Origin of the sequence: Desulfobacter sp., assembly GCA_028768545.1 — a bacterium.
Lineage (GTDB): Bacteria > Desulfobacterota > Desulfobacteria > Desulfobacterales > Desulfobacteraceae > Desulfobacter.
Genome location: CP054838.1, coordinates 3,483,933 through 3,499,440 on the forward strand (window position 1 = coordinate 3,483,933; position 15,508 = coordinate 3,499,440).

At 42.6% G+C, this 15,508-nt stretch carries 15 protein-coding genes; all 15 read right to left on the minus strand.

Features of this window, described 5'->3' with window-relative positions; genetic code table 11:
- Positions 1–370: 370 nt before the first annotated feature.
- Positions 371–4,444 (minus strand): hypothetical protein, encoded by a 4,074-nt coding sequence (locus HUN05_16895; GenBank protein ID WDP86589.1) that lies wholly within the window; start codon positions 4,442–4,444, stop codon positions 371–373.
- Positions 4,445–4,553: 109 nt separating this feature from the next.
- Positions 4,554–5,081 (minus strand): hypothetical protein, encoded by a 528-nt coding sequence (locus HUN05_16900; protein WDP86590.1) that lies wholly within the window; start codon positions 5,079–5,081, stop codon positions 4,554–4,556.
- 7 nt (positions 5,082–5,088) lie between these two features.
- Complete coding sequence (locus tag HUN05_16905) at positions 5,089–5,325, minus strand: hypothetical protein (protein WDP86591.1); 237 nt, start codon at positions 5,323–5,325, stop codon at positions 5,089–5,091.
- A 108-nt stretch (positions 5,326–5,433) separates the two neighbouring features.
- Complete coding sequence (locus tag HUN05_16910) at positions 5,434–6,594, minus strand: hypothetical protein (protein ID WDP86592.1); 1,161 nt, start codon at positions 6,592–6,594, stop codon at positions 5,434–5,436.
- A 56-nt stretch (positions 6,595–6,650) separates the two neighbouring features.
- A complete protein-coding gene (locus tag HUN05_16915) occupies positions 6,651–6,833 on the minus strand; it encodes a hypothetical protein (protein WDP86593.1) in 183 nt (60 codons plus the stop codon).
- A 56-nt stretch (positions 6,834–6,889) separates the two neighbouring features.
- Positions 6,890–7,045 (minus strand): prepilin-type N-terminal cleavage/methylation domain-containing protein, encoded by a 156-nt coding sequence (locus tag HUN05_16920; protein WDP86594.1) that lies wholly within the window; start codon positions 7,043–7,045, stop codon positions 6,890–6,892.
- Between the two features lie 15 nt (positions 7,046–7,060).
- A complete protein-coding gene (locus HUN05_16925; GenBank protein WDP86595.1) occupies positions 7,061–7,750 on the minus strand; it encodes a prepilin-type N-terminal cleavage/methylation domain-containing protein in 690 nt (229 codons plus the stop codon).
- A gap of 8 nt (positions 7,751–7,758) precedes the next feature.
- On the minus strand, positions 7,759–8,202 hold the full coding sequence (locus HUN05_16930) for a GspH/FimT family pseudopilin (GenBank protein ID WDP86596.1): 444 nt from the start codon (positions 8,200–8,202) through the stop codon (positions 7,759–7,761).
- 334 nt (positions 8,203–8,536) lie between these two features.
- Entirely contained in the window at positions 8,537–9,637 is a 1,101-nt protein-coding gene (locus tag HUN05_16935) for a hypothetical protein (GenBank protein ID WDP86597.1), read from the minus strand.
- A 1,029-nt stretch (positions 9,638–10,666) separates the two neighbouring features.
- Complete coding sequence (locus HUN05_16940; GenBank protein ID WDP86598.1) at positions 10,667–11,446, minus strand: ABC transporter permease; 780 nt, start codon at positions 11,444–11,446, stop codon at positions 10,667–10,669.
- Entirely contained in the window at positions 11,443–12,285 is an 843-nt protein-coding gene (locus tag HUN05_16945) for an ABC transporter ATP-binding protein (GenBank protein WDP86599.1), read from the minus strand. Before HUN05_16945 ends, HUN05_16940 begins: the two co-directional genes overlap by 4 nt.
- 56 nt (positions 12,286–12,341) lie before the next feature.
- Positions 12,342–12,905 carry a hypothetical protein gene (locus HUN05_16950; GenBank protein WDP86600.1) on the minus strand — a complete coding sequence of 188 codons (564 nt, stop codon included), beginning with the start codon at positions 12,903–12,905 and terminating at the stop codon, positions 12,342–12,344.
- Positions 12,906–13,099: 194 nt separating this feature from the next.
- Positions 13,100–13,489: a prepilin-type N-terminal cleavage/methylation domain-containing protein gene (locus HUN05_16955; GenBank protein ID WDP86601.1), complete on the minus strand. Its 390-nt coding sequence runs from the start codon at positions 13,487–13,489 to the stop codon at positions 13,100–13,102.
- A 287-nt stretch (positions 13,490–13,776) separates the two neighbouring features.
- Positions 13,777–14,688, minus strand: a complete 912-nt coding sequence (locus HUN05_16960) for a flippase-like domain-containing protein (GenBank protein ID WDP86602.1) — start codon at positions 14,686–14,688, stop codon at positions 13,777–13,779.
- Complete coding sequence (locus tag HUN05_16965; GenBank protein ID WDP86603.1) at positions 14,685–15,248, minus strand: acyltransferase; 564 nt, start codon at positions 15,246–15,248, stop codon at positions 14,685–14,687. The genes HUN05_16960 and HUN05_16965 overlap by 4 nt, the downstream gene beginning before the upstream one ends.
- Positions 15,249–15,508 lie beyond the last annotated feature (260 nt).

Here is a 15,508-nt window from a genome sequence, read left to right on the forward strand (position 1 = left end):
CTTTTATTTGTCCAGGTCTATGGCCAGCTTTGTAATTGTTTTACCCGGGCCTGTAAAATAATAAACAAACATTCCCTTGGCCAAAGGGTCTGAAAATTGAATCCCTTGGGTGGAAATCAGTTTTAGGCTGGATCGAATGTTGAAATTTGAGTCATTGATTACCAGACGATCGGGATAACCCCGTCAACACGTCCCCGGCCATTCCACTTCCCGATTATGGATTCAAGGGATGGTGCTTTTATCTCCAATTTGGGAACAGACTGAATATCCTTTAGATCAAAGCTTTGGGCATTTAAACCAACCGGGGCCAACAGGATACAAACGATCAAAATATACATTTTTTTTTTCATTATTTTCCTTATTTTCCGGGTTAATGGGTTCTCCAATAAAACATCCCCCGGGGTTCAGCTAACTCGTACAGGGTTTCTGTGGAGGCAGCAGAGGTGGAAAAAATCTTCATTTCCACAGGTTTATCGGGAAAGCGTATAAACACAGGGATATGAAGAAGACCGGTTTGCATTTTACCTGTGGGGGGAACAAATATGGTTACTTTCCCGCCCGTGACAGGATCGGTCACTTCAATTTCCAAAAGATCGTCATCGGTAATTTCCCTGTCATTGTTAATGTCAAACTGGGCAGAATCAAGCCGGCCGCCAGTGCAGGCATTGACCTCGTGGATGATGGAATTGCCGCCGCCTGAGCAAGGGGAGGTATCCGGGATAAATGTTAAATAAATCAGATTGTTGTTACGGATAATCATATCCTTGATCACCCTTTCACCGCCGTTGAGTTGAAAAAACCATCCAACATTGGCGGTGGGGTCGGGATTTTCATCCGAATCCGTATCACAGGCCACGGTCCAGTCCGGAATATTTCCGGTCAGAATTCTAAGATAAACCCCGTTATAATATCCGCTTGACGCCTCTTCTTTTTGTTCAACCAAAGAGATGGTATTGGCCAAATTGCCGAGCTGGGGCGTGGCTGTTGGGTCAAAACTGCCCAGATACTCATCATCGTCATCATCATCACCATAATCCCAGAGACCAAATACATATTCGCTGGCGGCGGAGGTCCTGTCAGATTCGTTTAGATATTTTCCGGTGCCAAAGGTCACAAGATACCCTGGGGTGGTATTCATTGCGCAGGAAAGATCGGTATTCACATAACCTGAATTGCAATGGCGCATAACATCGGGTTTGGAGGTAATGGCTTTTCCCGGGACCGAGAAAAACGGGGCCGGAGTGGTGCCGTCCATGTGGGCCACCTCCCATTTGTCAGGATCGCTGGAGGTCAGATCAAATTTCCATAGATTGCCCTTTAAATCCCCGGCATATACGTAATCCGCACGAAGATCATTGTTTACATCAATGATGAAGGGGGTGGACAGGCCGTTGCACCCCAAAGCCTTGGTATCGATTTTTCGGATAAGCTTTCCGTCCATGTCAATGATGAATAATTCAGAACTCCCGTTATCGCTTCCATATCCATTGCCGAAAATCACAGCCCATTTGTACTTGGTTTTTTCCACATTGGAGGCATCTTTTTCCGTGTAACTGATATTGGTTCTTACGATAAAGGGCATGCTGTAGGAATACCCAAGGCTGTCTATTTCATCTGGAGTGGCTGTTGTGGTGGGATATTCCCATTTAACCATGGGTTTAACCGAACTGATGTCCGTTGAATAGGTTTTTGAATCCGCATTCGTGATGTCCAGGCAATAATATCCTTTGCCCCCTTTGCCAAGGCCCCCCACAAGATAGGTAAAGGTTGAATGGGAATAGTCAGACCCGGGTTCAACTCCGGACCTTGCATGGGGAGTCAGGTCAACAAAATAGCGATGGGTGTAGCCTGAGGCATAAAAGCTCTCCTCAGGGGTAGTTTGATTGTGAAAATTATCCATAACCAGATTGGGGATATAGGCAAACCGCTCCTGGCCGGTGTCAGCATCAAAAGCATGAAACATACCGTCATTTGCACCTGCATAAATACTTTCTCCCATGAACAAAGGGGCTGAATGGATAATATCCCCCAATTTTTTGCTTCTGGATCTGAATCCTGAAATCTCCTCGCCTCTGATAAAACGGACAACTTTTTCAGCAGTGGCAGGGTCCGGATTCATATGGTTTTTCTGGTCTGCATCCAGTTCGGAATAACTAAATTCAACGCCGGATCCGGACAGCGGATCATAGGTGATAATGTTTCGCTGGGCAGCAGACAACAGCTGAAGCTGATCCGAGGCATGCCATAGGATGTCCGATTCCTCTTTTTTAATTTCTCCTGTGGCCGGATCCACCGGATATGCGGTGACATCCCCTGTCCAATTGTCGGAAATATAACTGGCCTGGTACAGGGTGGTACCGGTATTGAGTTCTTCACCATTTACAGAGACCGAGGCACCCGAAGAAATTCTTGAGGCAATATTGGCGGTCACACTGGCCAGAGAGGCCACAAGTTCCTGGGGGTTGCCGGCACTGAAAAACAAGCCCCTGCCGTTGACCGATGCATGGTAAAGATCGTCAATTTTTTCAGAATCCGTATTTACATTATCCGGCCAGGGCGGTTTGCTTCCATCCAAAAGGCAGGAATGATAATTTTCAGGGGTTAAACCTCCTGTAACCCCGAAAGAGACCCCGTAGGTAACCATATGCTGGTGATTGGCAGGATCACATGAATTGGTCGGTACAACATTATCAAGGTTAGAGGATAAATCGTTTTTATAAAAATACATGGCCACGTCGGCCAGGGTGTTCGAGTCCGGATCTGCATAGGGGACCCCGTCGTAAATATTTGAGGTATTGGCATCTGCATTTCCCACCCCGGGATCATCACCATTCCAGAATCCGTCGGTCATCACAATGGCAAATGCCTGCTGACAGGCCCCGCCGTTGGCTTCACTGGCATAGGGGGAATCACCCAGCCCCCCGGAATGTCCGTCATCTGCGTGAAAATATTCTCCTACATTTTCAAGGGCGGTTCTTAAAGGGGTGCCTCCGGAAGAATTCATGTCATAGAGGTTGTTGAGCAGGGTATCGGTTTCATCAAGAATGGAGGTGGTTGAACTGCCGGTAAGTTCCACAAATTTTACAGCATCGGCTGAGCTGCTGGATCCTGTACTTGTATTGTCCCTTTTCACTTCAACATAACCGGAGGTGCCGGCCTGAAACTCGTAGTCACCCAACTCAACCCATTCTCCGTCATCCACCTGCTGGTTGATTCTTTTTGTATAGGTTCCTCCGTTATAAGAAACCGTGTAAAGGGCTTGGGTATCGCGGGTTCCCGCCTCGGTGTACCAGACATAGACTTTATAGGTGCCGACAGAAGAAATATTGGGAGTAAATCGTGCATATCCCCCTCTTCTTGTGGTGTATCTTGAACTGCCGTTATACTCTTTGGATGCACTGGATTCATACCATGAGTCATGTTCGGAATATCCTGAATCCTTATTGTCAATTACAATTTCAGATCCTGTGCCTGGAACATCCACCTCAATGCCTATGGGTAGAACCGTCTGTCTTAATCCTGAATTAATGGAATAAAATCCCACATATACCCAGTCAAGATTATAAATAGCTCCTGCAACAGCCGCCTTTGCCGTGAGTTCCCGCTTTCTGTAAAAAGAAAACCAATTGGCAAAATTCTGAAGGTCCTGGGCATCTGTGACATAGCTTAAAAAGGTATCATCTTCATCATACCGGCTTGCCTTTACGCCATTGGGGATTGCTGCCCCGGTTTTCAGGTAGAGCTCGCCATTGTCCATGGTGTTGTCATTGTCATGATCGGTGAACAGGTAATAGGCCCTGACACCTGCAACAAAATTCACCAGATAAACATCCTCTCCCGTATCCTGTACACCATCTGAATCAGTATCATCTAGGACAAAATAATGGGCGTTTTTTACAGAGACGGTTCCCCCGGATCCGGCCGTTAAAGCGTAATACTCTCCTTCCATGTTAAACTTGGAACTTGAAGAGTTGGTATTATAGGGGTTGGACCATGGCGTTGAGGTGTCAGCATCATTCATCTTGGGCCAGGGCGAATAAATGGCATTGGCATCAAAAAAAAGTTTGTTATAGCCAGCCCATTGCCCTTTCCACATCCTGCGCTCAGTGGAGTTCAGGATATAGTCTGAGTTATATGCCCTGTCCTGGTAGGAATTGATAAAGGCAGAATCTGGATACAAATAAAATTCCCCTTCAAACTTACCATCGCTTTGGGGGGTCATAAATTCCCAGTCCATGGACCCTGAATTATCAAGAACAAACATGACATTGGCAGGCGCTGCCTGGACTTTGGTTTCCATGGGAACGTTGGATATATCATCAGCACAAACGGCCAACAAGACATCAACCGGCGCAAGCATGATTATACAAGCCAACCAGAGGGTCAGCCTGAAAATAAGTTTATTTTCCAATCTTAAGGTTTTCAATCGCTTGCCTTTCATCATGCCTCCTAAATTACGTTTGGCTTTACCGGCTTTAAAAGTTCAGGTAAGGATTAAGCTAAATATGCAAAAAACGAACCACGACCTTTTAAAGCCTTCGGCTCGGTGCTGATCAAAAGCGTTTTAAATACCCGATTTCGATGACTGCACTTCCATTGTTGGAAGCCGATTTTCCATAGACGGCAAACTCGTAAAGCCTTGATGAGCCGATATCCAGAGAACTGCCATCTCTGAGGCCTTCAGCAATGGTTGAAAAACTTGAATTGTCAATGTTGGTAATGGAAGAGGTGCCGGCATTGTCTGACGCCCCGCCTGCCGTGATCCAGTTGTCAGCATTTGAAAAATCTATGGTTCCGTCATCCGGGTGAACCCAGGCTTTATTGGTATATTCAGGAATCAGTTCACTTGAATTATTTTCTTTTTCCAAATAAAAGGCACCCTCATTGGCGCAGGATTCTGCATGGTAAAAATTGGTCTGATAAATGCGTTCATTTCTGACAATCTGGTATTCAGTGGAGGTGGTATTGATCGAACTTAATCCCATAACGGTTAAAACGGACAAGAGAATCAATGCCAGGAGCAGAACAGATCCCTTTTCATTGTTTAAAATCGGGTCTTTTTTAAAAATTAATGGCTTCATTTTAATTTTATATCCCTGATTTGATAAAGGTGATATTTGATCTGATCTTCTGTTCATTGTCTTTTACCCTTAAATTGATTTCCTTTACATCATCGGTTCCATCCGTATCAAGATCAATTCCCGTCACCTTGTATTCCAGGGTAAATCCGGCAGGAACGGTATCCAGGTCAGCAGTGGTGACCACGGTATACCCGTCTGCCGTGGAGGCACCGGCATTTGTTATGGAGTTATAGCCGGCCATCACAAAGGATTCAACCTGGCTTTGGGCCGTGAGATTGGCGTCGGTAAATTTAACGGTATCTGCATTGCCCTGAATGGAACTGATGTGCAGGGCGCATTCCCATTTTCCCGGTTATACCGCTGGCACTGGATTGTGCATGTTTGCCATCTGCTTCAGGCAGTTCCAACGCCCTGCTTTATAAAATGATCGCAGCATAATCATTTTTTCTGCATTCTCCCGATACCAAAAGATGCATGGACCTTTAAGACGTAAATTCACGACTCTCCGAATCGAACTTTCAATAGCACCGCTGCCAATAGGTAAGTTCAACGCTTTTACAGTTGAGAAATTAAGCCTCAGTTCATTGCGCACAAAATAATCCCGTTCCGTCTTGATAGCCTTACTGTTTCTGCCTCTACAAAGCTTCTGGACGGCCTGTACCACCTCAATCGCCTTTCCCTTCAGCAGAAGACCTCGCTGCTTCGATACCCAGCGTTTGCGTTCCTTGGATGACCAGGTCTTCCTTAAGCCTGCTACTGTACCCAGATGCTCAACTGCATGGTAGAAATCGAGAAGTTCATACACACGCTCAGGAGCCAAACCCAATGCTTTTAGCAGTCCGGGGATTCGATTCCAAATCCAATGTGCCCCATCTGCAACAAACAGTATTTTGTCTGAGTTCTGAATATGAAGGGAGTTCAAATAACCCTTTAACAAGTGGAATACACCATCCGGTCCATTGAAACAGCCATCAATAAATGGTGAAAAGCTTTTTTCTTGTTTTCTATGGGCGTCCACTACATAAATGATCAAAAGCTTGGGTTCTCGCCATGCCCCACGAAATCGGGTTCTATCCTTTTGGGTTTTTGGTCCCCTTTTCTTCTCTCTGAGCCGAGTGCGGCCACCATCAGTGCTGATAACGACTCGCCGCCCTTCAAGTAAATCTCCATCATTTAATGGGATTCGGCCCGCTTGTTGTTCGGCTCGAGCCCGCTCTGCGTACCGATAGGTCAGTTTACGGATGACCTTTATACCCAACGTCATCCCACGGTCACAAAGCACTTGACGGACTTCTTCAAAAGAACTTAATAAGGCTGACCAAGAACTCACCATAGAAGCCAAAGCAGGCGAGCAGCGATCATGGATTCCAAGAAGGATTAAACCAGCGTATGCACCTTTATATCTTTTTCCTTTTCGGCGGTCACAGGACCTTCGATAGTATCGAACATGAATATCAACCGAACTATCTGTACAAAGCTGAATCCAAACGGTCTCAAGCCCTTCGCTTTTCATCCGTCCCGGCCAATTGGACATCAATTCTTTTTCTTGGTCGACCTGTTCAGAGGAATCTACTGAGGCCTGGATCTTTTTTTTAAAAAAAAAGCGCTTATCCGATTTGTATACTCAAGGATTTCCTGCTCCATCTGTTCTAATTCGTTAGCGTTACGAACCAAGCGATTTGGATCTTCTTCCAGTTCTTTGAGGCATGCAAGGACTTCATCAACAGTATTACAATCTTCAGCTTTCTTCATTAGCACAATCCATTTATGTTCATTTCAGCGTAACAGAGGATATCATTCTTTTTGCTCTAAAAGACAGGCCTTTTTAAAACCGGGAAAATGGGAATGCGCCCGATGTGCATGCTCATGATCCCCAGCATTCCAATGGAAAGGATGGCCAAGGCAATCATCAGTTCAATCAGGGTAAATCCGGCCTGGATTTTGATATGGTTTTTATTTTTCATCTGCAAACATCCCGGCTAAAGATTTAAATTTCTGCACTGAATAATGGTGGTGACATTCCGTGTGGAATTTTGAACCGTACGGTCCACTTCTCCTGTCCCGACCTTGGCCGTAATATTGAGCTGCACAGCAGCAATATTATTGATAACCGTTGTGGCATTTCCGCTCGAATCAAGATAAGAGATGGTAAAATTGGTATCATCGATATTTTCGGCTATGGCTGCGACATTGGCCGTACCGATTTTCATTCCAAGATCCAAGTCATTGTCAGCATAGGCATCGTAAAGATAAAAAGAGATGGTCGAAAGCTCTCCTTTTTCACCAACAACACCGTCAGTTCCGTTTAAAACCCCATCCCCGTCCGTATCTTCTGCATTGTCTTTTCCGTCATCATCTGTCACATAGGAAAAGGTCAAAGCATTGGCCTGGTTGCTTCCGTTTCCCGCATTAATAATACCGGCATTGGAATCTCCATTATAAGGATCATATCCGGCCATGCGAATCTCCCGGGTCATGATATAAATGCCTGACCTGATATTCTGCTGCATGGCAACCACCTGCTCCTGGCCCATATGGGCCTCCTGCTGCCCTAGAAAACTTGAAATCAGGCCTGCTGCAACAATACCAACCAATGCCATGGTCACAAGCAGTTCAATCAGGGTAAACCCCTTATTGTTGAATCCTTTTTGCTGTTTTGTCTTGTCCATGGATCCCCCTATTCCACCCTGATATTCCCGGCAGTGTTGATAACAACCTTTTTAGAATTTCCTCCTGCAAGCGTGAGGGTAATAGTGCCATTGCCCAGTCCGTCACTTGGCAGCCCCCTGCCGTTGAATCCGAATTCATTATCTGCATAATTGGAGGTGAGCGTCAGATAAGTTTTAAGCTCAATGGTCTTGAGTTCTTCTCCGACATCATAATCCGCATTATTGTTTGCATCCAGAAAGGTAATGTACTGGGACTTGCCTCCGGTCTGGCGAATGGCAATCCTGATTTCTTTATTTTCCTTTACTGCCATGAGTTTTATATTCTGAATGGCGGCAACCAACCCTCTTGCCGCGCTTCTAAGCTGATATTCTTTGATCATCCCGCCCATATTAGGAAGTGCTATCGCGGAAAGAACAGCAATCATGGATAAAACAATGACAAGTTCTATCACCGTGAATCCTGATTCCTTTGTTTTATGGGCTGTTGATTTTATCATGTTCACCTTTTGATATGCAAAATGAATGCAATGGCTTTGGATAAATAAAAATATATCTAAAAATTAAGGGTTAAGGGTTTTAAGCGTACACTTATCTTTACTCAGCACACTCTTTGAATTTGATCATATTTGGTTAAATATCATGTCAACTGATTAAATATCACCAATGTTATTTTTTCTGAAAACAAATAATTCAAAATCAATTCTATTCCCATTGGCTAAATAAAATCGAATATTTAAAATTTAATAAAGTATACAAAGATGACCCGATTTTTTCAATTTTTTTATCTTAAATATTAGGCTCTTGGGTTTTCCAGGCCCGGCCGTTTTCCAATTCTTTGGTTTGTACTTTAATTTCTCTGGCAAAGGCAGCCCTTATTTCCTCCTCGGATAAGGGTAAAATCGGATAAGCATCCTTTTGAATACTATCCAGCATGGAGAAAATATCCTCCAAAGAAAAATGTTCAAGTACTTTGAGAGTTTGTTCCTCTGCTTTTGCCATATCTTTCTGGCCGAAATAGTTTTGAATCAGGGCAATACCGATGTACAGCTGATTGGGAGAATTGAGGGAAATGGCTTTATTCAGATAGTGCTCTGCCCTGGCATACTCATTGTTCACCATATTGGCATACCCAAAATAGGTGATAGCATCAAGGTCAAAAGGATCTTTTAAAATGGCTTCAAGCCCACTTTTTAAAGCAGGCTTTAATTGATGATCTTTCAGATATATCAAGGTCCTTAGGTTTAACCCCATCTGATTCAAATTTTTATGCTTGATATTTTGTAATATAGCCTTTGCAGCAGTCTCTATTTTGTCAGCCTTAACCAAAAGTTGAAGATAGCCGGCTATATTTTCTTTTAGAGGAAAAACTTCGATTGCTTTTTGTCTATATTTGATTGCCTTTTCAATCTCGCCCTTTTTCTCATATCCAAGACCTAAATTAACATAGGCCACCATTTTTGAATAGGCAGGCTTGCTATTATTTTTTTCCAGAGATTCCTTATTCAACTCTATGACAAAATCCCAGTCTTTTTGAAATTGAACATGAAAGGCTGAATAATTTTGGTACGGCCTGGATCTGCCAGGTGCTTTTTCCAGAGCAGAAAGCCAGAGGCTTTTTTCGGTTTTCCATTCAATATTTCTAAGATAGGTTCCCATTCCCAAAATAAAAATAAAACAGGTAAGAAGTATCGAAGAAAGAACGAGCATAAATCTATTATTTTTTTGGATTTTAAGGTCTTTGAAATAGCTGACGCAAAAAAAAGACAAGGGCAGAAAGAAAAACATGGAAGGGATATAATTACGATGTTCAAATACAAGTTCGAGGTCAAGTATAGTGGATTCTACCATATGATTTAAAAAGAAAAACAATAGGGCAAATCCAAGCAAGGGCTGTTTTTTTAAGGCTGCAACACCCGTTAAAATCAAACCTATGACAAATAAAATTGAACTAAGCGTTGTCCAGGGTGATATAAGCCCTGTGGACAAGTTAAAATCATGCTCTATGGAAAAGAGGGATGCCACAGGATAGACAAGTTGATAAAGATAAAAACAAAGAATCCTTGATTCGGTCATCAAACGCTGAACCGGAGTATACCGCCTTTGGGAATAGTTTTGGAATAATTCATTAATGTCTCCGCCGGTATAGACAAAGGCGACCATACCAAAAAATAGGCCGAGTATAAGAAAACTTAAGAGAACCTTCGGTCTAAATATTTTTTTTGCTGTAATCTTCTGGAAAAAAAATAATTCAACCAGCAAAGTGGCTCCGGGCAAAAGTATGGCATTTTGCTTGGCCCCAACAGCAAGACAAAAGGCTAAAATATAGCCCAGAAGAAAAAAAAGTTTAGATCTTATTCTGGAGGCAAACCTGAACTTTAAATAGGTAAAAAGGCCGATAATATAAAACATCCCGGCCATGGAGGCCATGCGCTGGACAATATAGGTGACCGCCATGGTCTGAATTGGATGAATAGCCCAGACAATAGCTGCGAGCAATGCGGTTTGGTATCTTAAGGTCTTGTCTTCAACACTCATCCTGGGGGTTAACAGCAGAAGATTGATTGAAAAAAACAAAAAAACAGCTGCTGTGATATGGATGATCAGGTTGACCAGGTGATAGCCAAATAAACTGTCTTGGTGAAAATACCAGTTCATGGCAAAGGTAAACATGGCTACAGGACGGTAGATTTCTCTACCCTCATATTTCCCCCCGTCAAAAGAGGCAATAAAGTTATTGGCAAGGGTATCAGGATATAGGTCGGATATGGTAATCCTGGGATTTTTTGTGATGTTGTCGTAATCGTCGAGATGCCATGAGACATCAAAGGTGTTGGCGTAAACCAGGGTAATGATCAAAGCCGTTAAAACCAGTCCGAAGAGAATATTCTTTTTTTCCAAGGTATACGGCATATCGTTCTAATCCAGTTTTTTTTGGTTAAAAATAAAAACGGCCCCTACAATCCCTGCAACTATCCATCCGGATCCGGTTAAAAGACTTTGAACTAAAAGTGAGGAATCAACGGCTTGCTCATAAATCACCAGGGTTCTGTAATTTAAGGCTTCAAGGTTGGGAAAAAGAGTGTACAACCCTGTCAGGATATATTTTAAACTTAACTCCTGTGTATTCTGGGCATAGGCATAAAGGTATTTTGTCCAATGACCTATAAAATAGATGGCGGTCAGAAAAATCCCATGGAGAAAAGGAGAGGTAAAAACGGCAAAAAAAAGGCTGAACCCTGCCATTACAGACCATTCCAAAAAAATGGATATAAGCACAATAAAAAATTTACCTGATATGGGGGTGTGGGTCAGAGACAAGAGCAGGATAAAAATCCCGGATAAAACCAGATAAAGGAGAAGCATGATTATGAATATCCCGAAAAATTTACCCAGGATATAATTTGTCCGGCTCATAGGCCTTGAAATCATCATATAAATAATTTTTCTTTTCACCTCTGCCTGAATGATGTTCAAACCGAAAAATAATGACGAAATCAGCCCGAATATCCCCAATATCCAAAATCCTCCATCCAGAATAACCCGGCTTGTATCTCCAACGGCCATCATCCCAAGAATGGCGCTAAAAAAGTATAGAAGCATTCCGGCAAAAACAAGAACGAAAAAAGCCCTGTTCCGCAGGTTTTCCTTAACGGTGATTTTTGAAAGGGCAAAAATCTGAAAAAAAGTTATTCTCATACAAAAAGCTCCTCAAGACCAGGATAAAGCGGGGTAATTGAAGACAGGGACAAGGATTTTTCCACGGCCAGCTTTAAAATGATATTTTTCTTTTCGGATTCGAGAATTATCCTAAAGCTACCGTCGGGCTGGGCCTTGTATGAATCTGGAATCATTTGGATAATTTTTTCAATATTATCTGACCTGAAAATGATCTCATACATTGTTTTAGTATCAGAGACCTCATTCGCACTGCCCTGCCATTTGATCTGCCCACCCGTAATAAAGGTTAAATGATCAGAGAGCCTTGCCAGATCAGAAAGAATGTGAGAGCTGAACAACAAGGTACCGCCCCTGTTTTTATATGCGATCAAAATTTCCTGGATTCTGGAGCGCCATGAAGGATCCATACCGCTCATGGGCTCATCCAAAAGCAGAATTTCAGGTTTATGGATCAAGGCCTGGGCAAAGCCTGCCCGCTGGGCCTGGCCCTTGGAAAGGGTATGGATCCGTGAATCTCCAAGTTTTACCAGATCAAACAACGCCAGGACCCAATCCATTGCCTCTTTAAGCGTTCTCCCAGACAGTCCTGAAATCCGCCCCAGCAGACTCAGCCATTCTTTGACCGTGAGGTGAGGCGGAAAATACTGATTTTCAGTTAAAAGCCCGATTTTTTTTCTGGAAAAGGCGTTGTTAACAGGTTTTCCATGGATTAGAATCGTTCCGGAATTGGGATTGATGATGCCTGCACACAATTTGATGGTGGTAGTTTTCCCTGCCCCGTTAGGTCCAAGAAATCCCATGGAACACCCTTTGTCTACAGATAAACTCAGGTCTTTAATGATTGGTTTTGCCTTCATTAAAAAACCTGTAGGGACAGCATAATTAAGTTTTATAAGTTCTATGGCCGTGTTTTTCATTGGTTTGATTGTCCGGACATTTTTTTTTGGATTATTTTTTTCTGGTTCTCATCCTTTAGGGAGTTCATAACAAATTGTGCAAAACTTGCCGTAAAAATATCATCTCCGGTTTTTTGGGCAAGGGTTACGGACAAAGGGGCAAAATAGTCAGGAGATCCTCTAATCTCTGAGGCTTTGAAAATTTGCTCAGCCGCCCCCTTGTAATTATTAAACGCCTTCCAGAGAATATATCCCTTCATAAAGTATAATTCCCAGGATGTTTTGTGAAAGGCAAGCCCCTTATTGGTCAATTTCAAGGCCTGGACAGGCATGTCTGCCTCCAATAGCAGGACGATCCCTCCGAAATGATAGGGATATTCCCATCCAGGCGCAAGATCAGTGATTTTATTCAACAGATAGTAGAGATAAAAATAGTCCTGGTCGGTCACGGCATGGGAACCAAAGTAATAGGCCGTCCTCAACCAAAGCAGATCTGCAGTAAAATCAGGATCTGCCGGGGCAAATGAACGCAGAACCAAAGTATTGGTGGGAATGAATACCACTTCATCCACATTTTCCACATCGTTTTCATTGCACCAGGTACAAAATGGGTTGGTAAATGAATAATTAAAACGTGCTTTAAGAAGGTTGGCCTGGAAAAAGATGGTAAGTATTAATATGGAGAAAATGATAAGGTATGGATAAAAAGATTTCATTTAAAATAGATTCTGCCCTGAAAAAAGGGCAGAATCATTACGGCTCGTAAGAATGGGATTTAATCGCAGGCGTTGGCTGTATTGGTCAGACTGCCTGTACTATCGATCCGCCATTGATCAGCCTGGGTGCTCAAGGTGGCATCTGCCTGGGCAACAAAACCTGTGGAATTTGCTGAATTCATGGTGTAGTCATAACGACCGGAGGCAGCACCGCCTTTGAGGGACCATCCCACAGTACCCAGAGCGGCATACGCGTCTTTTTCAGCATAATAGGCTTCCTGGGTTTTTCTGATATCACCCAGGTTTGATTTTGCTTCACTCTGTTTGGCTTTGCACTGATAGGACATGAAATTGGGGATGGCAATGGCAGCCAGGATACCGATGATGGCCACAACGATCATCAATTCGATCAGGGTAAAACCTTTTTTGTTGTTTAAAAGTTTTTTCATAATGTTCTCCTTGGTTAGGATTTTAGGTTAAACCATTTTTGTTCTGCATTTTCTTGGGAATCTGGATCTGCAATTAGTTTGCCAAAGTTTCTATTTTCCATATTTTTTATAAAAAACACTCAGATTTAAAGGGTTTGGACAAATATTTCTTAAAAGTAGGGCCAAATTTTAAAAAACGGATTGGGGTGAATTCAAAACAATTTTTGACAACTATTTCAAAAATTGTAATCAAAGGGACAAAAATGAGCATCCCCCAAATTTAAAATTCTTAACGAAGCTCATCTTTTTTATCTCTGCCCCTTTATTCCTGTGAAAAGGGCAGCCCCCCCTAAAACAACCACGTAAAAAATCAAAATCCCGTGGGAAACCAGGGCAAATTCCAGACCTGTGTCCGAAGAAAATCCCATGAGCATCATGGCAGTTACCCATCCGCCCTCATGGTTTCCTGTATTGGCAAGGCCCTGGACCGGCAGCATCTGCAAAGGAAATTGAATGGCAGATATAAAAATAACTTCAGAAAAGCCTAAATCAAGCCCCATGGATCTGACCACACACAATTGGGTGGCATACATGAAGACCCAGATCAAAAAGGTGAATAAAAACTCTTTTGAATCAAATTTGAGAATAGATAAAATATCTAAACTGCTATTTAATTTTTTTTTAACCAGATAATTGCCGATATATCCGAGTCTTTGCATTATAAAGAAAGAAAGCGCCAGTAAGATTCCTGTAAAAAACCAGATCATCTGCACCTGTGAAGAGATCATTCTGGCCCCGACAAGTGACCCTGCAAGGGTGAATATACCCAGCATGGAAAGATCTAAAAATCGGGTTTTTATTAAAAACAAGGTCCCCTGTTTCAACCCTATTTTACTGGTGGATTTCAGAAGAAGGGGAAGGGAGGCATCACCGGCACGCAAGGGAAGAAGATAGGAAAAAAAGCCATGTAGGGCTGACATTTTAAATGCCTGGGTGAAAAAACAAAGCTTATTTTCTGACAGTCTCTGCAAGCGTAAGCTTCGAAAAAAATAATTGGCCAGATAGCAGATCAGACCTGTCCCTACCCAATACAAATCTATTTTTCCGTACAAGTCAACCAGTTGAACACGGTTGGTCCATACAAGAAATAATATGGCAAATGCCAACAGAACAGATAAGAATTTTAAGATTTTTTGATATACATCAACCCTATTTTTCATTTCGTATAATCAATTCCTTTGTAGGGCTTTTTCTCACGAAGAACCCGGCAGGGGTTTCCAACGGCAACACAATTTGAAGGAAGATCCTTGGTCACAACAGAATTTGCACCGATAACCACATTGTTTCCGATTTTTATTTCAGGAAGGATAACCGTATTCATTCCGATCCAGACGTTGTCCCCGATCACAATGGGTTTACCCTTTAAATGCAGATCATAATCTTCTTCACTGTGATCGGCACTGATGAGTCCGACACCAGGACCCATCCTGAAATTGGATCCAATCTGAATCCCGTTTCTGGCCTGGATATAACAATTTCCAGTCATACCCGGTGCACTGTGAACACCTATCTTAATATTCTTATGAAAAAGAATTCGTGAGGTATAATGCACCGGCCAGGGAATTGACCCGTGAATGCGCATCACCTTCTGGGGAACAAAAAAATATAAAAGATAGAGCAGGTGGATCCCTTTGGCTTTTGGATAAAACCATCTTATCCAGTTGAACAAAAAGTCGTAATTATCTAAAAATTGTTTTATGGTATCCATTTTCTCTATCATTATCTGGTCCTCTAATTTACGGCTTTCTTTATCTGGTTATCCGTTGGCAGGCCAAAAGATAAAGGTCGAATATATTGAGTTCATCATAAATTTATCAATAGGTAGGATAGGAGTCAGGTTTTTGTCAACCCAAACATCTATACCCTTTGTAAAAACTGGTTTAAATACCTGGTACCATGCTGTAAGATGAGCTAAACTCAATGAAAGGCTTGCCCTGTTGACAATATCTTAAATAGAAAAACCGAACCGGGTCACATGTT

Bases quoted from the DNA above. Each gene is read 5' to 3' on its own strand.
- HUN05_16895 (WDP86589.1), bottom strand. From the start codon at position 4,444: ATGATGAAAGGCAAGCGATTGAAAACCTTAAGATTGGAAAATAAACTT.
- HUN05_16900 (WDP86590.1), bottom strand. From the start codon at position 5,081: ATGAAGCCATTAATTTTTAAAAAAGACCCGATTTTAAACAATGAAAAG.
- HUN05_16910 (WDP86592.1), bottom strand. From the start codon at position 6,594: ATGAAAAGCGAAGGGCTTGAGACCGTTTGGATTCAGCTTTGTACAGAT.
- HUN05_16915 (WDP86593.1), bottom strand. From the start codon at position 6,833: ATGAAGAAAGCTGAAGATTGTAATACTGTTGATGAAGTCCTTGCATGC.
- HUN05_16920 (WDP86594.1), bottom strand. From the start codon at position 7,045: ATGAAAAATAAAAACCATATCAAAATCCAGGCCGGATTTACCCTGATT.
- HUN05_16925 (WDP86595.1), bottom strand. From the start codon at position 7,750: ATGGACAAGACAAAACAGCAAAAAGGATTCAACAATAAGGGGTTTACC.
- HUN05_16940 (WDP86598.1), bottom strand. From the start codon at position 11,446: ATGAGAATAACTTTTTTTCAGATTTTTGCCCTTTCAAAAATCACCGTT.
- HUN05_16945 (WDP86599.1), bottom strand. From the start codon at position 12,285: ATGAAGGCAAAACCAATCATTAAAGACCTGAGTTTATCTGTAGACAAA.
- HUN05_16955 (WDP86601.1), bottom strand. From the start codon at position 13,489: ATGAAAAAACTTTTAAACAACAAAAAAGGTTTTACCCTGATCGAATTG.
- HUN05_16960 (WDP86602.1), bottom strand. From the start codon at position 14,688: ATGAAAAATAGGGTTGATGTATATCAAAAAATCTTAAAATTCTTATCT.
- HUN05_16965 (WDP86603.1), bottom strand. From the start codon at position 15,248: ATGATAGAGAAAATGGATACCATAAAACAATTTTTAGATAATTACGAC.